At 64.0% G+C, this 23,951-nt stretch carries 24 protein-coding genes; 10 read left to right on the forward strand and 14 right to left on the reverse strand.

The features are described from left to right. Window positions 1-86: 86 nt before the first annotated feature. Window positions 87-3,545: a pyruvate carboxylase gene (gene pyc, locus MNR02_RS00940; protein WP_241947760.1), complete on the forward strand. Its 3,459-nt coding sequence runs from the start codon at window positions 87-89 to the stop codon at window positions 3,543-3,545. 146 nt (window positions 3,546-3,691) lie between these two features. Continuing rightward, window positions 3,692-4,243, forward strand: a complete 552-nt coding sequence (locus MNR02_RS00945; protein ID WP_241947761.1) for a GNAT family N-acetyltransferase — start codon at window positions 3,692-3,694, stop codon at window positions 4,241-4,243. A 27-nt stretch (window positions 4,244-4,270) separates the two neighbouring features. Here the strand turns inward: MNR02_RS00945 and MNR02_RS00950 are convergent, their stop codons facing one another. The 3 genes from MNR02_RS00950 to acnA form a co-directional block, all read right to left on the reverse strand. Continuing rightward, window positions 4,271-4,645 (reverse strand): DUF2794 domain-containing protein, encoded by a 375-nt coding sequence (locus MNR02_RS00950; protein WP_241947762.1) that lies wholly within the window; start codon window positions 4,643-4,645, stop codon window positions 4,271-4,273. A 329-nt stretch (window positions 4,646-4,974) separates the two neighbouring features. Next, window positions 4,975-5,688, reverse strand: a complete 714-nt coding sequence (locus MNR02_RS00955) for a thioredoxin family protein (RefSeq protein WP_241948795.1) — start codon at window positions 5,686-5,688, stop codon at window positions 4,975-4,977. 266 nt (window positions 5,689-5,954) lie between these two features. Continuing rightward, entirely contained in the window at window positions 5,955-8,648 is a 2,694-nt protein-coding gene (gene acnA / locus MNR02_RS00960) for an aconitate hydratase AcnA (protein WP_241947763.1), read from the reverse strand. Window positions 8,649-8,915: 267 nt separating this feature from the next. Between acnA and ccmA the strand changes: the two genes are divergently transcribed. From ccmA to MNR02_RS00985, 5 genes are all read left to right on the forward strand, one after another. Then, window positions 8,916-9,557, forward strand: coding sequence for a heme ABC exporter ATP-binding protein CcmA (ccmA, locus tag MNR02_RS00965; RefSeq protein ID WP_241947764.1), 642 nt, complete (start codon window positions 8,916-8,918; stop codon window positions 9,555-9,557). 205 nt (window positions 9,558-9,762) lie between these two features. Next, entirely contained in the window at window positions 9,763-10,422 is a 660-nt protein-coding gene (gene ccmB, locus MNR02_RS00970; RefSeq protein ID WP_241600969.1) for a heme exporter protein CcmB, read from the forward strand. A 73-nt stretch (window positions 10,423-10,495) separates the two neighbouring features. Continuing rightward, entirely contained in the window at window positions 10,496-11,257 is a 762-nt protein-coding gene (locus MNR02_RS00975) for a heme ABC transporter permease (protein WP_241947765.1), read from the forward strand. Then, the gene (ccmD, locus tag MNR02_RS00980) at window positions 11,254-11,421 is read left to right on the forward strand and encodes a heme exporter protein CcmD (RefSeq protein WP_241947766.1); all 168 of its coding nucleotides are present in this window, start codon (window positions 11,254-11,256) and stop codon (window positions 11,419-11,421) included. Before MNR02_RS00975 ends, ccmD begins: the two co-directional genes overlap by 4 nt. Continuing rightward, window positions 11,418-12,032: a DsbE family thiol:disulfide interchange protein gene (locus MNR02_RS00985; RefSeq protein ID WP_241947767.1), complete on the forward strand. Its 615-nt coding sequence runs from the start codon at window positions 11,418-11,420 to the stop codon at window positions 12,030-12,032. The genes ccmD and MNR02_RS00985 overlap by 4 nt, the downstream gene beginning before the upstream one ends. Before the next feature lie 48 nt (window positions 12,033-12,080). On the opposite strand, the gene rlmN is transcribed toward MNR02_RS00985, so the two are convergent. Together rlmN and MNR02_RS00995 are read right to left on the reverse strand one after the other, a co-directional pair. Beyond that, window positions 12,081-13,310, reverse strand: a complete 1,230-nt coding sequence (gene rlmN / locus MNR02_RS00990) for a 23S rRNA (adenine(2503)-C(2))-methyltransferase RlmN (protein WP_371746725.1) — start codon at window positions 13,308-13,310, stop codon at window positions 12,081-12,083. Window positions 13,311-13,448: 138 nt separating this feature from the next. Continuing rightward, on the reverse strand, window positions 13,449-14,369 hold the full coding sequence (locus MNR02_RS00995) for a LysR family transcriptional regulator (protein WP_241947769.1): 921 nt from the start codon (window positions 14,367-14,369) through the stop codon (window positions 13,449-13,451). Window positions 14,370-14,495: 126 nt separating this feature from the next. Here MNR02_RS00995 and MNR02_RS01000 point away from each other — a divergent pair, with 126 nt between their 5' ends. Continuing rightward, the gene (locus tag MNR02_RS01000) at window positions 14,496-15,890 is read left to right on the forward strand and encodes an MFS transporter (protein WP_241947770.1); all 1,395 of its coding nucleotides are present in this window, start codon (window positions 14,496-14,498) and stop codon (window positions 15,888-15,890) included. Window positions 15,891-15,943: 53 nt separating this feature from the next. Here the strand turns inward: MNR02_RS01000 and MNR02_RS01005 are convergent, their stop codons facing one another. From MNR02_RS01005 to MNR02_RS01025, 5 genes are all read right to left on the reverse strand, one after another. Then, complete coding sequence (locus MNR02_RS01005) at window positions 15,944-16,447, reverse strand: invasion associated locus B family protein (RefSeq protein ID WP_241947771.1); 504 nt, start codon at window positions 16,445-16,447, stop codon at window positions 15,944-15,946. A 315-nt stretch (window positions 16,448-16,762) separates the two neighbouring features. Further along, complete coding sequence (locus tag MNR02_RS01010) at window positions 16,763-17,152, reverse strand: YkvA family protein (RefSeq protein WP_241947772.1); 390 nt, start codon at window positions 17,150-17,152, stop codon at window positions 16,763-16,765. Window positions 17,153-17,223: 71 nt separating this feature from the next. After that, the gene (locus MNR02_RS01015) at window positions 17,224-17,532 is read right to left on the reverse strand and encodes a 4a-hydroxytetrahydrobiopterin dehydratase (protein WP_241947773.1); all 309 of its coding nucleotides are present in this window, start codon (window positions 17,530-17,532) and stop codon (window positions 17,224-17,226) included. A gap of 72 nt (window positions 17,533-17,604) precedes the next feature. Continuing rightward, window positions 17,605-18,330, reverse strand: a complete 726-nt coding sequence (locus MNR02_RS01020) for a beta-ketoacyl-ACP reductase (protein WP_241947774.1) — start codon at window positions 18,328-18,330, stop codon at window positions 17,605-17,607. A gap of 86 nt (window positions 18,331-18,416) precedes the next feature. Next, window positions 18,417-19,598 (reverse strand): acetyl-CoA C-acetyltransferase, encoded by a 1,182-nt coding sequence (locus MNR02_RS01025; protein WP_241947775.1) that lies wholly within the window; start codon window positions 19,596-19,598, stop codon window positions 18,417-18,419. A 294-nt stretch (window positions 19,599-19,892) separates the two neighbouring features. On the opposite strand from MNR02_RS01025, the gene phaR reads away from it, so the two are divergent. Next, window positions 19,893-20,471, forward strand: a complete 579-nt coding sequence (gene phaR, locus MNR02_RS01030) for a polyhydroxyalkanoate synthesis repressor PhaR (protein WP_241600979.1) — start codon at window positions 19,893-19,895, stop codon at window positions 20,469-20,471. 35 nt (window positions 20,472-20,506) lie between these two features. Here the strand turns inward: phaR and MNR02_RS01035 are convergent, their stop codons facing one another. From MNR02_RS01035 to mtgA, 4 genes are all read right to left on the reverse strand, one after another. Further along, window positions 20,507-20,914 carry a hypothetical protein gene (locus MNR02_RS01035; RefSeq protein WP_241600980.1) on the reverse strand — a complete coding sequence of 136 codons (408 nt, stop codon included), beginning with the start codon at window positions 20,912-20,914 and terminating at the stop codon, window positions 20,507-20,509. A 172-nt stretch (window positions 20,915-21,086) separates the two neighbouring features. Continuing rightward, entirely contained in the window at window positions 21,087-21,272 is a 186-nt protein-coding gene (gene rpmF, locus MNR02_RS01040) for a 50S ribosomal protein L32 (protein WP_134648268.1), read from the reverse strand. A 147-nt stretch (window positions 21,273-21,419) separates the two neighbouring features. Then, window positions 21,420-22,067 (reverse strand): glutathione S-transferase family protein, encoded by a 648-nt coding sequence (locus MNR02_RS01045; RefSeq protein WP_241947776.1) that lies wholly within the window; start codon window positions 22,065-22,067, stop codon window positions 21,420-21,422. Between the two features lie 70 nt (window positions 22,068-22,137). Then, entirely contained in the window at window positions 22,138-22,893 is a 756-nt protein-coding gene (gene mtgA, locus MNR02_RS01050; RefSeq protein WP_241947777.1) for a monofunctional biosynthetic peptidoglycan transglycosylase, read from the reverse strand. 136 nt (window positions 22,894-23,029) lie between these two features. On the opposite strand from mtgA, the gene MNR02_RS01055 reads away from it, so the two are divergent. Continuing rightward, on the forward strand, window positions 23,030-23,947 hold the full coding sequence (locus tag MNR02_RS01055) for a polyprenyl synthetase family protein (RefSeq protein ID WP_241947778.1): 918 nt from the start codon (window positions 23,030-23,032) through the stop codon (window positions 23,945-23,947). Window positions 23,948-23,951: the final 4 nt, after the last annotated feature.

Below are 23,951 nucleotides of genomic sequence, written 5' to 3' on the forward strand. Positions count from 1 at the left end.
CCGAAATTGCACTTTGCAAATTAGCCGCTAATAATTCTCTTCGCGGGTGCAGCATTTCCCGCTTCCAAGTCATTGAGGAGTTCGACTTGCCCATTTCCAAGATCCTTGTCGCCAACCGTTCCGAAATCGCCATCCGCGTGTTCCGCGCAGCCAATGAGCTCGGCATAAAAACGGTCGCGATCTGGGCGGAAGAGGACAAGCTCGCGCTGCATCGTTTCAAGGCGGACGAGAGCTACCAGATCGGCCGGGGCCCGCATCTCGAGCGCGATCTCGGACCGATCGAAAGCTATCTGTCGATCGAGGAGGTGATCCGCGTCGCCAAGCTCTCGGGCGCCGATGCCATTCATCCCGGCTATGGCCTCTTGTCGGAAAGCCCGGAATTCGTCGATGCCTGTGACGCCGCCGGCATCACCTTCATCGGCCCGCGGCCACAGACCATGCGCCAGCTCGGCAACAAGGTCGCCGCGCGCAATCTCGCCATTTCCGTCGGCGTGCCGGTCGTTCCCGCCACCGAGCCTCTGCCGGATGACGATGGCGAGATCCATCGCCTCGCCGAAGAGATCGGCTATCCCGTCATGCTCAAGGCCTCTTGGGGCGGCGGCGGGCGCGGCATGCGTGCCATCCGCGATCCCAAGGATTTGATCCGCGAGGTGCGCGAGGCCAAGCGCGAGGCCAAGGCCGCCTTCGGCAAGGACGAGGTCTATCTGGAAAAGCTCGTCGAGCGCGCCCGCCACGTCGAAAGTCAGATCCTCGGCGATACGCATGGCAATGTCGTGCATCTCTTCGAGCGCGACTGCTCCATCCAGCGCCGTAACCAGAAGGTCGTGGAACGTGCACCGGCGCCCTATCTTTCGGATGCGCAGCGCCAGGAACTGGCCGACTATTCGCTGAAGATCGCCCGCGCGACGAACTATATCGGCGCCGGCACGGTCGAGTATCTGATGGATGCCGACAGCGGCAAGTTCTACTTCATCGAGGTCAATCCGCGCATCCAGGTCGAGCATACCGTCACGGAAGTCGTGACCGGCATCGACATCGTGAAGGCGCAGATCCACATTCTCGACGGCGAAGCGATCGGTACGGCGGCATCCGGCGTTCCCGCGCAGGCTGACATCCGCCTCAACGGTCACGCGCTGCAGTGCCGCATCACCACCGAAGACCCCGAGCAGAACTTCATCCCGGACTATGGCCGCATCACCGGCTACCGCTCGGCGTCGGGTTTCGGCATCCGCCTCGATGGCGGCACGGCCTATCCGGGCGCGGTCATCACCCGCTTCTACGATCCGCTGCTCGTCAAGGTCACGGCCTGGGCGCCGAACCCGGTCGAGGCGATCGACCGCATGGACCGGGCGCTGCGTGAATTCCGTATTCGCGGCGTGGCGACCAATCTCACCTTCCTTGAGGCGATCATCACGCACGAGGCATTCCGCAACAACACCTATACGACCCGGTTCATCGACACGACGCCGGAGCTGTTCCAGCAGGTGAAGCGTCAGGACCGCGCCACCAAGCTGCTCACCTATCTCGCCGATGTCACGGTCAACGGTCATCCCGAGGCGAAGGGCCGGCCGAAGCCGCCGGCCGATGCGGCCAAGCCCGTCGTGCCATTCATCGAGGGCGACATCCTTTCTGGCACCAAGCAGAAGCTGGATGAACTCGGTCCGAAGAAGTTCGCCGAATGGGTGCGCGGTGAAAAGCGTGTGCTGATGACGGACACGACGATGCGCGACGGCCATCAGTCGCTGCTCGCCACCCGCATGCGCACCCATGATATCGCCCGCGTCGCCGGCACCTATGCGCGCGCGCTGCCGCAGCTCTTCTCGCTGGAATGCTGGGGTGGGGCGACCTTCGACGTCTCCATGCGCTTCCTGACGGAAGACCCGTGGGATCGTCTCGCCCGCATCCGCGAGGACGCGCCGAACCTGCTTTTGCAGATGCTACTGCGTGGCGCCAACGGCGTGGGCTACAAGAACTACCCCGACAATGTCGTGAAGTATTTCGTGCGCCAGGCGGCCAAGGGCGGCATCGACGTGTTCCGCGTCTTCGACTGCCTGAACTGGGTCGACAACATGCGCGTCTCGATGGATGCGGTCGTCGAAGAGAATCGCATCTGCGAAGCGGCGATCTGCTATACCGGCGATCTCCTGAACTCGGCGCGCCCGAAATACGATCTGAAATACTACACCGCCCTTGCCGCTGACCTGGAAAAGGCCGGCGCGCACATGATCGCGGTCAAGGACATGGCGGGCCTGCTGAAGCCGGCGGCCGCGCGCGTTCTGTTCAAGGCGTTGCGCGAGGCGACCGACCTGCCGATCCATTTCCACACGCATGATACGTCTGGCATTGCTGCGGCCACGGTGCTCGCGGCCGTCGAATCCGGTGTCGACGTCGTCGATGCGGCAATGGACGCGCTGTCGGGCAACACCTCCCAGCCCTGCCTTGGCTCCATCGTCGAGGCCCTGAAGGGGTCGGAGCGTGATCCGGGCCTCGACCCCGAATGGATCCGCCGCATCTCCTTCTACTGGGAGGCCGTGCGCTTCCAGTACGCCGCCTTCGAAAGCGACCTCAAGGGGCCTGCCTCCGAGGTCTATCTGCATGAAATGCCGGGCGGCCAGTTCACCAACCTGAAGGAACAGGCCCGCTCGCTTGGGCTTGAGACCAAGTGGCACAAGGTCGCCCAGGCCTATGCCGATGCCAACCAGATGTTCGGCGATATCGTGAAGGTTACGCCGTCCTCCAAGGTCGTCGGCGACATGGCGCTGATGATGGTCAGCCAGGATCTCACCGTTGCCGATGTCGAAAACCCGGCCAAGGACGTTTCTTTCCCGGAATCGGTCGTCTCCATGTTGCGCGGTGATCTCGGCCAGCCTCCGGGCGGCTGGCCGGAAGGTCTCCAGAAGAAGGCGCTGAAGGGCGAGGCCGCCTATACCGAGGTGCCGGGCTCGCTTCTGCCACCTGCCGATCTGGATGCCGAGCGCAAGGCGATCGAGGATAAGCTGGAGCGCAAGGTCGACGATTTCGAATTCGCCTCCTACCTGATGTATCCGAAGGTCTTCACCGACTATGCGCTGGCCGCCGACCTGTACGGTCCGGTCAGCGTGCTGCCGACACCGGCCTATTTCTACGGCCTGTCGGCCGGCGAAGAACTTCAGCCGGAGCTGGAAAAGGGCGTCTCCCTCGTCATCCTGCATCAGGCGACCAGCGAGCCGGATACGCAGGGCATGGTGAAGGTGTTCTTCGAGCTGAACGGCCAGCCGCGCCTGATCAAGGTGCCGGACCGCAACCGCGCGGCCAGCTCCGCCGTGCGCCGCAAGGCGGATATCGGCAATGCCGCCCATCTGGGTGCGCCGATGCCGGGCGTCATCTCGACGGTTTCCGTCTCGGCCGGCCAAGCGGTCAAGGCCGGCGACGTCCTGCTCTCCATCGAGGCGATGAAGATGGAAACGGCGCTGCACGCCGAGAAGGACGGCACGATCTCCGAGGTGCTGGTCAAGGCCGGCGACCAGATCGACGCCAAGGACCTCCTGATCGTCTACGGCGCCTGATCGCCATCTGTGGCGGGGACGCCGCGCGTCCCAAGGCAATGAACCGGTGCGGGGATGAGGATTAACCTCATCCCCGTCTTCGTCTTGATTTCCGTCAGGTCCGGACGCAAAAGGCGACAAGAATAATTCAACAGATGCCGGCGCCCATGAACTTCATCATCCGCACCGCGGTTTCCGGCGATATCGCCGCCTTCACCGAGATCTATCGCGAATCCGTTCTGAACGGCGTGGCGAGCTACGAGATCGATCCACCCTCGCCCGACGAGATGGCGGCGCGCTTTGCGGCGATCACGGGCAAAGGCTATCCTTATATCGTGGCGGTCGAGCAGACCGGCCTCATCCTCGGCTATGCCTATGCTTCCGCCTTCCGCACGCGCCCGGCCTATCGCTGGCTCGTCGAGGATTCCGTGTATCTGGCGCCGGAGGCGCGCGGAAAGGGTGTCGGCAGAGCGCTTCTGGCAGAACTTATCCGCCGTTGTACGGCGCTTGGTTTCCGCCAGATGGTGGCCGTCATCGGCGGAGCGCATCCTGCCTCCATTGCTGTTCATGCCGCTGCAGGCTTCGAGCACAACGGCCACATGAAGGCGACCGGCTTCAAGCATGGCCGCTGGCTGGATACGGTGTTCATGCAGCGCGCGCTCGGCGACGGCGCGGAGACCGAACCGTCGGCGACGGACTATCCGGGCACGATGGGGTAAAGTGTAAGGGATCCGCGGAGCGGTTTTCTATGTCTCGACGAGGCGGAGCACCTTGTCGAAGATCTTCAGCACCTGCTTCAACTCATGGCCGCGCTTCAGGATCGTGCCGTGCTGGTTGATGACGCTGTAGGCGCCCTGCTTGGCGGCGAGCTTGGGATCTTTCTCGATGCGGTAGAGCGGCATTTCGCCGGAGCGCTTGAAGATGGAGAACACCGCCCTGTCGCGCATATGGTCGATTGCGTAATCGCGCCAGGCGCCCTCGCCGACCATGCGGCCATAGACCCAGAGGATTGCGTCGAGCTCCCTTCGATCGAATGTCACCGGCAGCGGGTCCTTGCTGCTGCGGTATTCCCTGAGGTCGACCACGACATTGGATGCGTGCAAATCCGGCTGATCTGTCATCGAATCTCCGTACCTGCTGTATGACGGCACGGTGACAGTTTGCCTGAGTGGACTTGAAATGCAAGCTGGAGCGCCGGGACTTACCTTTTCGCAAAAAAAAGGTCCCGCCGCATTTCAGACAAACAGACGCCCAAATTTGAGAAGACAGTCCCGCTGTCGCAGCTCATGCCAGCCTGCTGCCTTGTGCAGAAAGCGGTTCGGTCGGAGTGCGTCATTCGGAGCTGCCTTGTATTCCGTTGCCGGCAGCTTCGTCCAGGTCCGGTCCGTCTCTCTTCGAACCCTCAAGCCCCAGCCCCTCGAGGAAGCCGGGCCGGACCTCCCTCAAAACCTTATCGGGAAGCCTTTTCGCCCGTCAGCACGGTGGCGCCCAGAATGGCGCCGGGCGTGTCCGCGGTCTTCATGCGCTGAACCAGCACGGCGCAGCCGCCGGCCTTCTTTTTCTTCTTCAGCATGTCGGCCGGAAGCACGAGATTGGTTTCCTTGCCTTCCCACATGCCGATCGTTTCCATCGACGTCACGGCGTGCCAGTAGTTGACCGTCTTGCCGCGATTCTCGCCCTTGTCGATGTTGATCGTCCGCTCGCGCTCGAAATAGGCGATGACGATGTTGGCCTTGCCTTCACCGGCGCCGACGCGAATGCGCAACTCGTCGTTCGTCACGGCCACGTCGACCGGCACCTTCAGGCCCTTGCCCTCGGTGGAGAGCGCGCCGATGCGGTCACGGATGCCGGAAATATTGGCGCCGTTGATATGTTCGCGGCCGTTGAGCACAGCCTGGGGCGTGTAGACGCCGTTGCGTCCGAACATGCGGGCATAGGCATATTGCCGGTCCGTATTGTCCTTGGAGGCGAGCGTGTCGGCCCAGCCGAGATAGTTCCAGTAGTCGACATGATAGGCGAGCGCGACGACATCGCCTTCGCGCACCAGCGTTTCCAGCGCCTTGTCGGCGGGCGGACAGGACGAGCAGCCCTGGCTGGTGAAGAGTTCGACCACACCCTTGGGCGCGACGGCCTCCTGCGCGTGGGCGGCGCCGGCGGCGAGCATCAGCAGGATCGCCAGACATTCCGGAAAATGCGGTCTCGGCATGATCATTCCCAATGGAGAGCCGGCACAGGCCGGCTTTTTCGAGCCCGTCATACGCCGTTGCGGCTTCAACAGGAAGTCACGATGGAGTGAGATTTTTGGGAAGCAATTCCAGAAAATGTGCAGCGGTTCTGCGTCCTGAACTGCGAAAAGACACGAAAGCAGCTGCCACAACGAAAAATGCCGGGGCAAAGGCCCCGGCATTTTCCCTTTAAATTCGAAATCGCTCAGGCGGCGAGATCGCGAAGAACGGTCTGCAGGATGCCGCCGTTGTTCATGTACATGACCTCGTCGACCGTATCGATGCGGCAAAGCAGCGGTACGTCCTTCACCGTGCCGTCGGAGTAGGTGATCTTGGCGATCTTCTTCTCGCGCGGCTTGATGTCGCCTTCCAGGCCCTCGATCGTGACGATCTCGTCACCCTTGAGATCGAGCGATGCCCAGCTCGTGCCGTCCTCGAAGACGAAGGGCACGACGCCCATGCCAACGAGGTTGGAGCGGTGGATACGCTCGAAGGACTGCGCGATCACGGCCTTGACGCCGAGCAGGTTCGTGCCCTTGGCCGCCCAGTCGCGCGACGAGCCGTTGCCGTATTCGACGCCGGCAAAGATGACGAGCGGAACGCCCTCGGCCTTGTACTTCATGGCCGCATCATAGATCGAAAGCTCTTCCTTCGTCGGGTAGTGGATGGTGTAGCCACCTTCCTTGCCGTTCGGGCCGAGCATGTGGTTGCGGATGCGGATGTTGGCGAAGGTGCCGCGCATCATGACTTCATGGTTGCCACGGCGCGTGCCGTACTGGTTGAAGTCCGCGACGGCGACGCCGTTGTCCGTGAGATACGCACCGGCAGGCGAGGCCGCCTTGATCGAACCGGCCGGCGAGATGTGGTCGGTCGTGATCTTGTCGCCGAAGAGACCCAGGATGCGGGCGCCCTTGATGTTCTTCAGGCCCGAGCCGGTCTTGCCCATACCCACGAAGTAGGGCGGGTTCTGCACATAGGTCGACTGGTCGTCCCATGCATAGGTCTGTCCATCGGGCACCTGAACGGCCTGCCAGTTGGCGTCGCCCTTGAAGACGTCGGCATACTTCGTGGCATAGAGCGCGCGGGTGACGTATTTCAGGATGAATTCCTGAATTTCCTGCGAGGTCGGCCAGATATCCTTGAGGTAGACGGGGTTGCCGTCGCGGTCTTCACCGAGCGGCTCCGTCGTCAGGTCCTTCTGGACCGTTCCGGCAAGCGCGTAGGCCACGACGAGCGGCGGCGAGGCGAGGTAGTTCGCCTGCACATCCGGCGAGATGCGGCCTTCGAAGTTGCGGTTGCCCGACAGGACGCCGGCGGCGATCAGGCCCTTGTCGTTGATCGTCTTGGAGATCGGCGCCGGCAGCGGGCCGGAGTTGCCGATGCAGGTCGTGCAGCCGAAGCCGACGAGGTTGAAGCCGAGCGTGTCGAGGTCGGCCTGGAGGCCGGACTTGGCGAGATATTCGCCGACCACCTGAGATCCGGGTGCCAGCGACGTCTTCACCCACGGCTTGGTCTTCAGGCCCTTGGCGACGGCGTTGCGGGCGAGCAGGCCGGCCGCGATGAGGACCGAGGGGTTGGACGTGTTGGTGCACGACGTGATGGCCGCGATTGCGACGTCGCCATGGCCGAGATCGTAGTCGGTGCCTTCGACCGCATAGCGGGTGGAAAGCTGGCCGGGCTTCTTGTAGTCGCTTTCAAGCGACGTGGCGAAGCCCGATGCGATGTTTTCGAGCGGGATGCGGCCTTCCGGACGCTTCGGGCCGGCCATGGCCGGAACGACGTCGCCGAGGTCGAGCTCGAGCGTGTCGGTGAAGACGAGGTCGGCGCCGTCGCCGTCACGCCACATGCCCTGGGCCTTCGAATAGGCTTCGACCAGCGCGATGCGCTGTTCTTCGCGGCCGGACATGGTGAGGTAGTTGACGGTTTCGCTGTCGACCGGGAAGAAGCCGCAGGTCGCGCCGTATTCCGGGCCCATATTGCCGATTGTCGCGCGGTCGGCCAGCGTCATGTTGTCGAGGCCGGGGCCGAAGAATTCGACGAACTTGGAGACCACGCCCTTCTTGCGCAGCATCTGCACGACCATCAGCACGAGGTCGGTCGCGGTGACGCCTTCCTTGAGCTTGCCGGTCAGCTTGAAACCGATGACCTCGGGCAGAAGCATGGAGACCGGCTGGCCGAGCATGGCCGCTTCGGCTTCGATACCGCCCACACCCCAGCCCAGAACGCCGAGACCGTTGATCATGGTCGTGTGGCTGTCGGTGCCGACGCAGGTATCCGGGTAGGCGACGATCTCGCCGTCTTCTTCCTTGGTCCAGACCGTCTGGCCCAGATATTCCAGATTGACCTGATGACAGATGCCCGTGCCCGGAGGAACGACGCGGAAGTTCTTGAAGGCCTGCTGACCCCACTTGAGGAAGCGGTAACGCTCGCCGTTGCGCTCATATTCGAGCTCGACGTTGCGGGCGAAGGCGGTCGGCGTGCCGAATTCGTCAACGATGACGGAGTGGTCGATGACGAGGTCGACGGGAACGAGCGGGTTGATCTTTTCCGGGTCGCCGCCCAGCGAAACCATCGCGTCGCGCATCGCTGCCAGGTCGACGACGGCGGGAACGCCGGTGAAGTCCTGCATCAGAACGCGCGCGGGGCGATAGGCGATCTCGTTTTCGACCGTGCCCTTGTTCTTGAGCCATTCGACGACGGAGAGGATCTGCTCCTTGGTAACCGAGCGGCCGTCCTCGAAGCGCAGCAGGTTCTCCAGCAGCACCTTCATGGAGTAGGGCAGCTTGGAGATGCCGGCGAGGCCGTTCGCTTCAGCCTTCGGGAGGCTGTAATATACATAGTCGGTGCCGTTGACCGTAAGGACCGAACGACAATTGAAACTGTCTAGGGATTTGGACATTGATACCCCGTCTCGTCTGGCGCCAGAAATCTGACGTACGAACGCCCGTGCGCGTGTGACGCGCGAATGGGATGCGGGTGCGGTCATTTCCGCTGTCCGTACGCGGAAATCATTCCCGTGTTCGGCGCTTGGATGATATTCACGCCGACCGCTGGCGTGTTGCGGGCGTTATAGATAATTTCTAAGGAACGATCCAGAGCGCCGAACGGTAAAACGGCACAATTTTTTTGCATTGCGACCGAGGTCGTAAAGGGAAAGTGAAGCACCATGCGGCTCGTCGCCGAAGGATTGAGCGCCAGGCGCGGCGAAGACCTGATTTTCCGGGATATTTCCTTCGAAATCGCCGGCGGCGAAGCGCTCCTCGTCAAGGGTGCGAACGGCTCCGGCAAGTCCACGCTGTTGCGCGTGCTGGCCGGACTGCTGGCTGCGGAGGCCGGCACGGTGCGTCTTCTTGCTGCAACGCAACCGGTGGAGCGTCTCGGTGAGGCCGCCCACTATCTCGGCCACCGCAATGCCATGAAGCGGGAACTGACCGTCGAGGAGAACCTGACCTTCTGGAAAGCCTTCTTCGGTGATTTCGCCGGCGGCGCGGGCGTCTGTGTCGACGAGGCGGTCGATACGGTCGGGCTCGGCGGCATCGCCCATCTGCCCTTCGGCTATCTCTCCGCCGGCCAGCAGCGCCGCATGGCCATGGCCAAGCTTTTGGTCGCCTGGCGCCCGGTCTGGATCCTCGATGAGCCGACGGCCGCGCTGGACGTGGCAGCCGAACGCATGTTTGCCGGGCTGGTGACGGCCCATCTGTCCCGCGGCGGCATCGCGATCGCCGCAACGCACCAGCCGCTGGGGCTGGAAGGTTTGAGGGAGTTGCGAATGACCGGGTTTACGGGCGCGGCGGAGACTGTGTGGTGATGGGCGAGCTTGTGGCCACCCCCCTCTGCCCTGCCGGGCATCTCCCCCACAGGGGGGGAGATTGGCTGGTGGCGCTGACGCCGCCTCATCTCCATCGTTTGCGTTTGGCGAGACTTGGCAGCGATTCGATCTCCCCCCTTGTGGGCGAGATGCCCGGCAGGGCAGGGGGGAGTAGCACCCACCCGCCTTGCCCGGAGACCACGGCATGATTGCCCTCCTCGCCCGCGACCTGAAACTCTCCATGCGTGCCGGTGGCGGTGCCTTGATCGGCGTGCTGTTCTTCATGACGGTCGTTGCCGTCATTCCCTTCGGCGTGGGGCCGGACCTCAATCTTCTCGCCCGCATCGGCCCCGCCATTCTGTGGATCGGTGCGCTGCTCGCCTCGCTGCTCGGGCTCGACCGGCTGTTCCAGGCGGAACGCGAGGATGGTTCGCTCGACCTTCTGCTCATGCAGGAGACGCCGCTGGTTCTCACCGTCTTCGTCAAATGCCTGGCGCACTGGCTCGCGACCGGCCTGCCGCTGGTCATCGCCTCGCCATTGCTTGGCCTCTTCATGAATATGGACGAGGTGGCGATCGGCGCGACGACGCTGACGCTTCTGGTCGGCACGCCGGCCATAACCTTCATCGGCGCGGCCGGGGCCGGCATCGCCGTTGCGTTGCCGCGCGGCGGGCTGCTCGTCTCCATCCTGGTGCTGCCGCTTGCCATTCCCGTGCTGATCTTCGGCGTCTCCGCCGTCTATGCGGCGATCCAGGATCCCGCACCCTTCCTGCCGCCCTTCCTCATCCTCGTGGCGCTCAACCTGTTCTTCGCGGTAATCGGCCCCGTGGCCGCCGCCGCCGCGCTTCGCCTGTCCAGCGATTGACGCGCCGAATTGACAGGAATGTGATTGCGGCAGATCAATTGAAGAGACGGGGCTGACGCGTTAAAGAACCATCATGAGCGAACCGAGCCTTGCCATCCGAAAATTCAGCGACCTTGCCAACCCGACCCGGTTTCTGGCGCTGGTCGCCATCGTCTGGCCGTGGCTTGCCGGGCTGACGGTCTGTCTGTTCGCCGTCGGGCTCTACCTGTCCTTCGCCTCGGTGGATGATTATCAGCAGGGCCAGACGGTGCGCATCATGTATGTGCATGTACCGGCCGCCTGGCTGTCGATGATGTGCTACACGGTCATGGCGCTGTCGGCGCTCGGCACGCTCGTCTGGCGTCATCCGCTGGCCGATGTCTCGGCCAAGGCCGCAGCACCGCTCGGTGCCGGCTTCACCCTCGTCGCGCTCATCACGGGCTCGCTGTGGGGCAAGCCGATGTGGGGCACCTGGTGGGTGTGGGATGCACGGCTGACCTCGGTCTTCGTGCTGTTCCTGATGTATCTCGGGCTCATCGCGCTCAACCGCGCCATGGACGACCCGACGCGCGCCGCCAAGGCTAGCGCCATCCTCATTCTGGTCGGCTTCGTCAACATCCCGATCATCAAGTTCTCGGTCGAGTGGTGGAACACGCTGCACCAGCCGGCGAGCGTGATCCGCATGGACGGTCCGACAATCGATCCGGCCTTTCTGTGGCCGCTGCTGATCATGGCCTTCGCCTTCACCATGCTGTTCTTCACGCTGCATGTCCTTGCCATGCGCAACGAGATCCTGCGTCGCCGCATCGCCGTGCTGCGCCGCCACGCCGCCCGTTCGGCCGGAGAGGCCGCATGAGCCACGCTTTTTACGTCACGGCATCCTATGGCGCCGCCTTCGGCGTCGTCTTCGGCCTCGCGCTGTGGGTCTGGCTCGACCATCGCGGCCGCCATCGCGAGCTTGCGCGTCTGGAAGCCGCCGGAATCCGCCGTCGCTCCGCGCGCCAGGAGAACGCCGAATGAGCGAACCCGAGGGTAATGCCGAAGCCGGCGGCAAGCGCACGCGCGTCATTCTGGCCGCCCTGCCGCTCGCGATCTTCGTCGGGCTGGCGCTGATCTTCTGGACGCAGCTTACCTCCGGCCGCAGCACGTCCGAAATCCCTTCGGCGCTCATCGGCACCAAGGCGCCTTATCGTGATCTGGAGCCGCTGGCGGGTGCGATCAGGAACGGCGCGCCGGTGCCGGCGCTCACGACCGAAACCGGCAAGGGCAAGCTGACGCTGGTGAATTTCTGGGCTTCCTGGTGCGTGCCCTGCCGACAGGAACACCCGATCATCCTTTCCTTGTCGCAGGACCCGCGGCTCAATGTCGTCGGCGTCAACTACAAGGATCGCGCCGAGGGTGCGCTCGGCTTCCTGGGTGAACTCGGCAATCCCTTCTCGGCCATCGGCCTCGATCCCGTCGGCAAGATGGCGATCGATTGGGGCGTCTACGGCATTCCGGAAAGCTACCTTGTCGGCCCTGATGGCACGATCCTCTACAAGCGGGTTGGTCCGTTCGACGACAAGAGCCTGAAGGAAGGGCTGTTCCCGGCCATCGAAAAGGCATTGGGTACGCCGGCGCAGACCGGCTGACGGCCCATCCTCATCCTCAAATGTCAGGCAGTGACTGAGGCGAAGGCCTCAGTCGTCTTCGCCATGGCCGACGATCATCATGGCCTCGAAGGCCATGCGTTCGACCTTGCGCATGCGCTCGGATTCCGATTTCAGCTGGCCGCAGGCGGCGAGAATGTCGCGGCCGCGCGGCGTGCGGATCGGCGAGGCATAGCCTGCCTGGTTGATGAAATCGGCAAAGCGCTCGATCTGCTCCCAGTCCGAACACTGGTAGTTCGTGCCCGGCCAGGGATTGAAGGGAATGAGGTTGATCTTCGCCGGAATGCCCTTCAGCAGCTGGATGAGCAGCTTGGCGTCTTCCAGACTGTCGTTCACGTCCTTCAGCATCACATATTCGAAGGTAATGCGGCGGGCGTTCGACAGGCTCGGATAGGCGCGGCAGGCGTCCAGCAGTTCCTTCAGCGGATACTTCTTGTTGATCGGCACCAGCATGTCGCGCAGTTCGTCGCGCACCGCATGCAGCGAGATCGCCAGCATGACGCCGATCTCGGAGCCGGTGCGGTAGATTTCCGGCACGATGCCCGACGTCGACAGCGTGACGCGGCGCTTGGAAAGCGACAGGCCGTCGCCATCGGTCGCGATCAGCAGGGCCGTCTTGACGCTCTCGAAATTATAGAGCGGCTCGCCCATGCCCATCATGACGATGTTGGAGACTTTGCGGCCTTCGGCCGGCGCAATCATGCCGGCCGGTGTGTCGCGGTCCGGGAAGTCGCCCAGCCGGTCGCGGGCCAGCAGGAGCTGCGAGAGAATTTCCTCCGCCGTCAGGTTGCGCACCAGCTTCTGCGTGCCTGTGTGACAGAAGGAGCAGGTGAGCGTGCAGCCGACCTGGCTGGAAATGCACAGCGTCCCGCGGCCTTCCTCGGGAATGTAGACGGTCTCGATTTCGACGGGGCGGCCGGCGCCGCGCGCGGGAAAGCGCAGCAGCCATTTGCGGGTGCCGTCGCTGGAAATCTGCTCGTCGACGATCTCCGGGCGCGCAATGGTGAAATGCGTCTTGAGCATTTCGCGCATGTCCTTGGAGACATTGGTCATGTCGTCGAAATCGGAGACGCCGCGCACATAGAGCCAGTGCCAGAGCTGGCTGACGCGCATCTTCACCTGGCGCTCGTTGACGCCCTTGTCGACCAGCGCGCGGCCCATGTCTTCGCGAGAAAGACCGATCAGGCTCGGCTTTTCGGCGGCCGGGATATTGCGGACGACGGGTGCCTTCACCGGCTCGGCCGTATTGAGAAAATCCATGCTTGCCATCGGGTCATTCCCCAGGAACAGGCTGCCCCGGCGCAGGCTGTTGCGCCACAAGCGGTCCATGCTCGACAGAAGTTACGACGGGCCAAACAGCGTATGCGAGTGCGGCTTGCGGCCCAGTTGCCGGGCCCTTTAGCACTGTTCCGGCTGAAAGTCACCAGTCTTGCCCCTGCACACCTCCCGGAAGCAGGTCCGCAGCCAGCGATGTGCCGGATCGGCATCCATACGCGGATGCCAGAGCATGGAAATCGTGAAGCCGGGCAGGTCCACCGGTAGCGCGAAGCTTACCAAGCCGTCGCGGAAGGCGGCCGTCGCACGGTCGGAAACCTGCGCGATGAGGTCGGAGCTGCGGGCAAGCGCCACGGCTTCGGAAAAGCTAGCGACCGTCACGGCGATGCGGCGCTTCAGCCCCATCCGCTCCAGCGCCTCGTCGACGGGCCCGCGCTCGCGGCGTCCGCGCGAGACAAGGATATGGTTGCCCCCGGCATAGCGCGCCGCATCCAAGGGGCCGTCGAGCAGCGGATGACCCTCGCGTACAATGCCGATGAACCGGTCGCGAAACAGTGCCTGCGCGCGCACCTCCGGCCCGGTCGTGTCGCCGATCACGCCGGTTTCGAGATCCACTGTGCCGTCGCGCAGCGGCGTGCTTTCCTTGTCGGGCTTCGCCACGAAGCGCAGCGAAACCTTTGGCGCTTCGTTGGCGATGCGGGCAACGAGTGCAGGGCCGAAGGTGTCGACGAAGCCCTCGCGGTTGCGCAGCGTGAAGGTGCGCTCGAGCGTTTTGAGATCGAGGCTGCGCGCCGGGCGCAGCAGGGCCTCGGCGTCCTCGACCACCTGGCCCACCATGCCGCGTAGTTCCAGCGCCCGCGGTGTCGGCACGAGGCCGCGCCCGGCCCGCACGAGCAGCGGATCGCCCGTGACATCGCGCAGGCGCGCCAGTGCCCGGCTCATGGCGGAGGGGCTGAGCCTCAGGCGTTGGGCGGCGCGCGCGACATTGCCTTCGGCAAGCAGCACGTCAAGCGTGACGAGAAGGTTGAGGTCGGGTCTGGCCATGAAGGCAATCTAGCACGCTTGCGGAAACATGATATTGCGCCAAACGCACGAATGAAGTGCAAATGCTGCGTCTTCCGCCCTATATTCTGCCGGCCTATCTCTCGGTGGAAACCAGAGGATAAGGCCATGAACCACATGCATGTCATCGCAACGGATAGACCGCACCCGCTGGGCGCGCTGGCGGGCCTGTCGCTCGCCATTCTGCTCTCGTCGCTCGGCACCAGTATCGCCAATGTCGCCCTGCCGACGCTCGGCCATGTGTTTTCGGCGAGCTTCCAGCAGGTCCAGTGGGTCGTGCTGGCCTATCTGCTGGCCAGTACGGTGCTGATCGCCGGCATCGGCCGTCTCGGCGATCTCCTCGGCCGGCGTCTCCTGCTGCTGTGCGGGCTTGCGCTGTTTGCCGCTGCCGCACCGTCTCTGACGGTGCTGATTGTCGCCCGCGCGTTCCAGGGCGCGGGGGCCGCCGCCATGATGGCGCTTGCCATGGCCTTTGTCAGCGAAACCGTGCCGAAGGAGCGTATCGGCAGTGTCATGGGTCTCTTCGGCACAACCTCCGCCGTCGGCACGGCGCTTGGTCCGTCGCTGGGCGGTCTGCTCATTGCCACCTTCGGCTGGCCGTCGATCTTCCTTATTGCCGTTCCCTTCGGCATCCTGGCCTTCGCCCTTGTGTGGCGCTTCCTGCCAGCCGGGCAGGGGGTGAAAGGTTCAGGTCGCTTCGATCTTGCCGGGGCCACGCTGCTTGCCGCAGCACTCGGCGCCTATGCGCTGGCCATGACGGTGGGCGCGGGCGGAATCGACGCCTGGAACACTGGCCTGCTGGCCGCGGCGGTGGTGGCAGCGACGCTCTTCGTTGTCAGGCAGCGCAGGGCGGCCTTTCCGCTCATTCGCCCTGCGGCGTTTCGCCGCCCGGGCTTTGCCGCCAGCCTCGTCGCCAGCATGCAAGTGGCGACGGTCATCATGGTGACGCTGGTCGTCGGGCCCTTCTACCTGTCGCGCACGCTCGGCCTCGGTCCTGCCCATGTCGGCTTCGTTCTGGCGACGGGTCCATTGGTTTCCGTGCTGACCGGGGTGTTGGCGGGGCGCATGGTCGATCGCTTCGGCGCCGTCAGGATGACGCTGGCTGGACTTGCCACCATGGCGGCCGGCGCCGGCGCACTGCCCGTGCTTTCCAGCCTGTTCGGCCTTCCCGGCTATATCGCCGCCATCGTCGTGCTGACGCCCGGCTACCAGCTTTTCCAGGCGGCAAACAATGCGGCCGTCATGTCCGGCGTACCGTCGGACGAGCGCGGCGTCACGTCAGCGCTCCTGAACCTGTCGCGCAATCTCGGCCTGATCACCGGGGCCTCCCTGATGGGTGCGATCTTCACGCTGGCGGTCGGAACCAGGGATGTGGCCAATGCCGGGGGCGCGGCCGTCGCGACCGGCCTTCATGTCACCTTCGCCGTGGCGGCCGCCCTTCTGCTTGGGGCCCTCGCGCTGATGGCCATCCGTTTCAGGACGAACAGGTCAGGCACTGCCTGAAACGACAAAGGCCGGCGTGATGCCGGCCTTTGCTTGGATTGGGGGTGCGTGCCTCAGCGGCAGGTTTCGATCTGCTTCAGCGCCGCCGAGATGCCCGAGAGCGAATAGGCATAGTTGGTGCCGGTGCCGCGGCGCGAGGTGGCCTGAACCTTCATGTCGCGGCCGCTGCGCATGGCGGCGACAAGAGCCGGCTCTTCGGCGGCGTTCTCCACCCAGGCCGAGTTGCCCTTGACGAACATCACGAAGTTGCGGCCGTCGATGTTGACGTTGACCTTCGAGCCTTCCTTCAGCGGATAGCCCATCATCGCCTGCGGCTCGTAGGAGATGTTCTGGCCCGGGCGCTGCGAGACGAGGAAGAAGATGTCGCCGTGGTCGACGCCGGCCGGGTTCTTCTCCTTGGGAACGGATAGGACGTAGCACACCTTGCCGCCATTGGCCTGGTAGGAATAGGCACCCCAGGCATTGAACTGCTGAATGCGCGTCGGCGACTGGGCCGAGGCAACGCCGGCGGTCGTGAGAACGAGGGCGAGTGCGGTTGCGAGCTTTCTTACAAACATGTTTTCCTGCCGGTTGTCTTGCCAGTGGTTGCGGCCGAAGGCGATGCCTGTCCTGCCGGTGTCGGCCATGCATGATGACGATTTGATTTATTTTGACTTAATTCAGGTTACCAAACCGTCAACATGCACGCATTTTACGAAGGCCATCCGCGCCGCACCGGGACGTGATTGCGTCGAACCGCGCCGCTGCCTTCTGGAAGAAAGGCGGGCGTCCCCAGTCCCCATTTGGTGAGATAGAACCCGTCGAACCCCTTAAAGGCACAAGGAATAGGGCAAGATTTTGACCCGGATCGTGTCAGCCCTGTGACCGGCGGCCTATCGCGTCGGTTGCAGGTCCGGCTCGTCCGCAAGCGCCTTGTCTGCGGCGACATAGTGGTCGTCGCGCACATGGCCGCGAACCGCGGCGAATGCCGCCGTCAGCACGGCAATGTCGTCGGTGAAACCCACCATCGCCAGGAAGTCCGGGATGATGTCCACGGGCATCACGAAATAGGCGAGAGCGCCGAGCAGCGTGCCCCGTACACGCAGCGGCGTGCGGGGGTCGAGCGCGCAATAGTAGGACGCGATCAGGTCGCGCGAGAACGGGATTTGCCGTACGGCACGCTTGAGAACCGGCCAGAACCGCTTCTGCACGCGCTCGCGCTGACGCTCCTGTTCGGTTTCGTCTCCCGGCAGAAGAATCTCGCCGATCTTCACATCATCCATGCACGGCCTCCTTCAGGTGGCGATGCCGGTATCGTCCGGCGTTCATCATATGGGAATGCAGTCACGTCGCTTCAACTCTTCGTGCGCAGGGCCGCTGCACCGTCCATCGCCGCTGCCAGCTTGAAGTCGAGCGCGGTCAGGCCGCCCGCATCATGGTTGGTCAGCCGCACGTCCACGCGGTTATAAACGTTGAACCATTCGGGGTGATGGTTGAATTTCTCCGCGGCGAGCGCGCCCTCGGTCATGAAGCCGAAGGCCTCGCGGAAGGACTTGAACCGAAAGGTCTTTTCGATGGCGATGCCGTCGTCTGAACGGGCCCAGCCCTCCACGCCACTGAGCGCCTCGGTGATGGCGGTTTCGTCGAGTTTTTCCTGTTTCATGGGCCCTCGCTTTCTCTCGCCATGGAGAACGGCGCCGGAAGGCGCCGTGTTCCGTTACATATGGTGTCGGCGTCAGACGAAGAACTGACCGCCATTGGCCGAGATGGTCGAGCCGGTGATGAAGCCGGCATCGTCGGAGGCGAGGAAGACCACCACGCGTGCGATCTCCTCGGGTTCTCCAAGACGCCCGACGGGGATAAGCGGGATGATCCGCTCGTTCAGCACCTTTTCCGGGATGGCGCGCACCATCTCCGTGCCGATATAGCCGGGGCAGATGGCGTTGACGGTAATGCCCTTTGCCGCCCCCTCCTGCGCCAGCGCCTTGGTGAAGCCGAGATCGCCGGCCTTGGCGGCCGAATAGTTCGCCTGGCCCATCTGGCCCTTCTGGCCATTGATCGAGGAGATGTTGATGACGCGGCCGAAATTGCGGTCGCGCATGCCCGACCAGATCGGATGGGTCATGTTGAAGAGGCCGGTCAGGTTGGTGCCGATCACCGAACCCCATTGCTCCGGAGTCATCTTGTGGAACATGGCATCGCGCGTGATGCCCGCATTGTTGACGAGAACGTCGACCGGGCCGAGGTCCGCCTCTACCCTGCCGATGCCCTCGACGCAGGCCTCGTAGCTCGAGACGTCCCACTTGTAGACCGCAATCCCGGTCTCGGCCTTGAAAACTTCGGCAGCCTCGTCATTGCCGGCATAGTTGGCGGCCACCCTGTATCCGGCTGCCTTCAGCGCCACCGAAATGGCCGCGCCGATGCCCCGCGATCCGCCCGTTACCAGTGCTACCCTGCTCATTTGGCTCACTCCCCTTGTGTTTTTTTCAGTGAGACCCGACGCCCCGCTGGCGGCGGGTCATTGCAAAGCAGCGTGCAAGCCGGCGCTTACAGGCGCTCGACGCACATCGCCACGCCCATGCCGCCGCCGATGCAGAGCGTGGCAAGGCCCTTGGATGCGCCGCGGCGCTTCATTTCGAAGAGCAGCGTGTTGAGGATGCGGGCGCCCGACGCGCCGATCGGATGACCGATGGCGATGGCGCCGCCATTGACGTTGACGATCGCGGGATCCCAGCCGAGGTCCTTGTTGACCGCGCAGGCCTGGGCGGCGAAGGCCTCGTTGGCCTCCACGAGATCGAGGTCGCCGGTCGACCAGCCGGCGCGCTCCAGCGCCTTGCGCGAGGCCGGGATGGGTCCGGTGCCCATGATCTTCGGGTCGACGCCGGCGGTCGCCCAGGAAACGATGCGGGCAAGCGGCTGGATGCCGCGACGCGAGGCTTCCGCCTCGCTCATCAGCAGTGCTGCGGCCGCGCCGTCATTGATGCCGGAGGCGTTGCCGGCCGTCACCGTGCCTTCCTTGTCGAAGGCGGGGCGCAGCTTCGTCATGGAATCGAGCGTGGCGCCATGGCGGATATATTCGTCGGCATCGACGGTTACGTCGCCCTTGCGGCCCTTGACGATGAAGGGAACGATCTCGTCCTTGAAACGGCCTTGCGTCTGGGCGGCCTCGGCCTTGTTCTGTGAGGCGACGGCAAAGGCGTCCTGCTCGTCGCGCGACAGCTGCCACTGCCGGGCGACGTTCTCGGCCGTGATGCCCATATGGTAGCCGTAGAAGGCGTCGGTCAGGCCGTCCTTGATCATCGTATCGATCATCTTGAAGTCGCCCATCTTCACGCCGCCGCGCAGATGCGCGCAGTGCGGCGCCATGGACATGGATTCCATGCCGCCGGCCACGATGATGTCGGCGTCGCCGGTGGCGATCTGCTGCATGCCGAGCGCGACGGCGCGCAGGCCCGAGCCGCAGAGCTGGTTCAGGCCCCAGGCGGTCGCCTCCTGCGGTATGCCGGCCTTCATGGCGGCCTGGCGGGCCGGGTTCTGGCCTTCGCCGGCCGGCAGGACCTGGCCGAGAATCACTTCGTTCACCTCGCCGGCCTCCACGCCCGCGCGCTCCAGCACCGCCGAGATCGCCGCGGCTCCGAGTTCGTGGGCGGGCGTGTTGGCGAAGGCGCCGTTGAAGGCACCGACCGCTGTACGGGCGGCACTGGCGATGACAATGGACGAGGTGCTCATGGTGTGTTCTTCCTCAGGTCTGCGACCGGGCTTGCGGCCTTGGAACCGGGCCCCAGCGCGCGAAGGACGCAGGCCCGGCGGTTCTCCCGATGTCAAAACTGGCAAAGCGGAGGGGGAGAGTCAAACCCGATATCCGGCCTCGCTAAAATTTCATCGGCACGACATGCTGCATGAAAATTCATGTTGCGCAGCATTCCTCGCCGCATCGCACAATTCGATTGTCAGGCGAGGTGTTTTTGCCGATACTCGAAACGACCAAAAAGAAAATGGGAAGACGGGGATGAGGAGACCCTAATGGCCAGAAACGACGGTCAGATCGTCATCAAGAAATATGCGAACCGCCGGCTCTACAACACGGGCACGAGCACCTATGTGACGCTCGACGATCTCGCGGTCATGGTGAAGAAGGGCGAGGACTTCACCGTGCAGGACGCCAAGTCGGGTGACGACATCACCCATTCGGTGCTGACGCAGATCATCTTCGAGCAGGAATCGAAGACGGGCAACACGCTTCTGCCGATTTCCTTCCTCCGCCAGCTGATCTCCTATTACGGCGACCAGATGCAGATGGTCGTGCCGAGCTATCTCGAGCATTCCATGCAGGCCTTCACCGACCAGCAGGTGCAAATGCGCGAGCAGATCAACAAGACCTTCGGCGATACGCCGCTCGGCAAGAATCTTCAGGTGCCGATAGCGCTCGTCGAGGAGACGGTGCGGCGCAACACGGAGATGTTCCAGCAGGCGATGAAGATGTTCTCGCCCTTCGCCAATGCCGCGCCGGCCAAGGAAACGCGCAAGGCCGAGGCCAAGGATATCGATGAGCTGAAGGAGCAGCTGCGCGCGCTCCAGACGAAGCTCGACAATCTCGGCTGAAGCAGAAGAGAAGGGCGCGGGTCTGACCCGCGCCGTCAAAGCCCGATGGAAAGATCGCGGCTTGCCGTGCGGATCGAAACCGCGAAACCGGCGACCACATCGATGAAGATGATGGTCATCAGGATGAAGAAGATCTGCGTCGCCGCGCCCTGCACCAGCAGGAACTCGACGAGTGCGACGACGAACAGCACCATCGACAGCATGTGATCGAGCAGCGCCCGCGAGCCGGGCCGCGTGGCTTTCAGGATTTCCACGAACAGCAGTGCCAGCGCGATGAGGATGATGAGGTCGCCGAAGGCCAGCGTCCAGGTCGCGCCTGAGAGCATGTTGACCGATATGACCTCGCTGTCGAGAACGGCGGTGCCGCCGGTGCCGAACAGGCCCGTCATGGCGAGGTTGTAGAGCGCGAAGGGCAGGATCAGCAGCGGTATGGCCAGCAGCATCGGCAAACTCCCGGTGGCCGCGCGTCATGGCGGCGTCCGGGCCCTCTTAGCCGAAGATCGGCCGCAAGGGAACGGCGACGTGCCGGAATGGGGCAGGCAGGCCGGAAAAAGCCGGCAAAAGAAAAGGGCCGGTCGCCCGGCCCCTGATCTCAGCTGACGCTGGAAACGCGGATTACGCGCTTTCCTTCGGCGTCAGAACCTGGCGACCGCGGTACATGCCGGTCTTCAGGTCGATGTGGTGCGGACGGCGCAGTTCGCCCGAATTCTTGTCTTCGACGTAGGTCGAACCCTTCAGAGCATCTGCCGAACGGCGCATACCGCGCTTGGACGGGCTCACTTTTCTTTTCGGTACAGCCATTTGACTAACTCCACTTATCAGGCAAACACATCCTCGCGCCACCGAATGGCTGACAAGAACATGTCGTTATCTCGGAAATTGGGCCGGCTTATACACAGCAAAACCCTGCTTGACCAGTCCCCGGCCGGTTTTTTTCGAATAAGTCCCCTATGCCTCGTCCTCCGGCACGATCCACGGTTCGGCCAGCGCGGCCGTCTGCCACGTCTGCCATGCCGGATGCGCCTTCACGCGCGCGATATAGGCGAGCACGGCATCGTCCTGCGTGAGGCGGTAGGTTTCCAGCCGGTTGACCACGGGGGCATACATCGCATCCGCCGCCGAGAAGGCGCCGAACAGGAACGGCCCGCCCGAGCGCGCCAGCGTTTCCTTCCAGATCGTCTCGATGCGCGCCACGTCGTCCATCACGCCTTCGGGAAGCGCAATGGCGCGCGGTTGGCGGCGAATGTTCATCGGGCAGGCATTGCGCAGCGCGCGGAAGCCGGACAGCATTTCCATTGAAATCGCGCGGGCCTGGGCGCGGGCGCCCGCATCCCTGGGCCAGATGCCGGCATCGGGAAACAGCTCGGCGACATATTCGATGATGGCGAGCGATTCCCACACGCGCACATCGCCGTGATGCAGCACCGGCACGCGCCCCGTCGGCGAAATCGGCTTGAACTTCGGGTTGCCCGCCGGGAAATCGAAGGGGATCACATGGTCGGTGAAGGGCACGCCGGCCGCTTGCATGGCGATCCACGGCCGTAGCGACCAGGACGAGTAGTTCTTGTTGCCGATATAGAGGATGAGGTCGGACATGGCATGGGCTCCGTGAGAGGCCGCATGGTAACGCGCTCAGCGGTGCCGGTACCAATGAAAAGCCGTGACGTCAGTCATAAAGGCATTTGATGTAATCGCCGGAGCGGCCGGCCCGCCGGTCGATCAGCCGTGCGAGGCTTTGCAGGCCGGGACCGGGCTTGCCGGCATTGCGGGTATAGGGATTGGGCAGCGAGACCGCGAGCAGCGCTGCCTGGCGGCGCGAGAGCTTGGCAGCGGAAACGTTGAAATGGTACTGCGCCGCCGCCTCGATGCCGTAGATGCCCGGCCCCCATTCGGCGACGTTGAGATAGATTTCCATCAGGCGGCGCTTGCTCCAGACGAAATCGGCGACCACCGCGAGCGGCACCTCCATCGCCTTGCGCACGAAGGAGCGGCCGTTCCACAGGAAGAGGTTCTTGGCGGTCTGCATGGGAATGGTGCTTGCGCCGCGCGTCTGCTCGCCGGCCAGCGCCTCGTTGACGACCTCGCGCATGGCACCCCAGTCGACACCGGCGTGACGGCAATATTGCCCGTCTTCCGACATCATCACGGCGCGCACCACATTGGGCGAGATGTCCTCGAAATCCACCCATTGCCGGTCGTAGCCGCGCAGCAGCACGACGTCGCGCAGCATGAGGGTGGAAACCGGGCGGACGAATTCCACGGTGTAGAGCACGATCAGCACATAGGGCAGGGCAATGAAGGCCAGGAGCGCCAGACAGAGGCGACGCCAGTTTCTGCGGAGGCGGGTCATCCAGCCATCCCTGGCATCGGGCTCAGCCTTTCTTTCGATCGTGTCTTCCCGCGTCTCAGGTACGATGTCCAAGTGTCGGCGCCCGTCCTTCCAGTGTTGCGACTTCATACCGTTCCGGCGCGCCAAAAACCAGCACTGCGCCGCGATTCTTTGTCGCCATCCCGTCCTTCCCGTTGCTTCGGCCGGGGGGCCATGCCAAAGAGCGGCCATGAGCGAGCGTCATCAGCAATTTCTGTCCCTCTTGAAGAACAATGGCGAGGCGGTGGAGGCCGTGCTGGCCACGCTGTTGTCTGTGGATGTGCGGCCGGGCGAGATCGCGCGCCCGGCGCGGCTTCTCGCCGCCATGCGCCATGGCGTGCTGAACGGCGGCAAGCGCCTGCGCCCGTTTCTCGTCATCGAGGCGGCCGCGCTGTTTGACGGCGTGGAGCGCGAGACGGCCGTGCGCGTCGGCGCCGCGCTGGAATGCATCCACTGCTACTCGCTGGTGCATGACGACCTGCCGGCCATGGACGACGACGACCTGCGCCGCGGCCAGCCCACCGTGCACATCGCCTTCGACGAAGCCGCCGCGATCCTTGCCGGCGACAGCCTGCTGACGCTCGCCTTCGATATCGTGGCGTCGCCCGAGACGCGGCTGCCCGACGCCACGAAAACTGCGCTTGTACTGGCACTTTCGCGCGCGGCCGGTATCGGCGGCATGGCCGGCGGCCAGGCGCTCGATCTCGATGCGGAAAAGGCGGCGCCCGACGAGGCCGGCATCGTCACATTGCAGGCGATGAAAACAGGCGCGCTCCTGCGCTTTGCCTGCGAAGCGGGCGCGATCATCGCGGGGGCGTCGCCGGCCGATCGCGAGGCGCTGCGCCGCTACGGCGAAACCGTCGGTCTGGCGTTCCAGATCGCCGACGACCTGCTCGATCTTACAGCCGATGCCGCCACCATGGGCAAGGCGACCGGGAAGGATGCGGAGCGCGGCAAGGCGACGCTGGTGGCGCGCCGCGGCCAGGCCTGGGCGGAAGATCGCCTCCAGGCGCTTGTGAAGGAGGCCGAGGCGCTTCTTGCGCCGTTCAGCCATCGGGCCGGGATCCTCGTCGAAACCGCCCACTTCATCGCCAATCGCAGGAACTGACGCC

The sequence above is a fragment of the Shinella sp. H4-D48 genome, assembly GCF_022637395.1.
GTDB classification, from domain to species: domain Bacteria; phylum Pseudomonadota; class Alphaproteobacteria; order Rhizobiales; family Rhizobiaceae; genus Shinella; species Shinella sedimenti.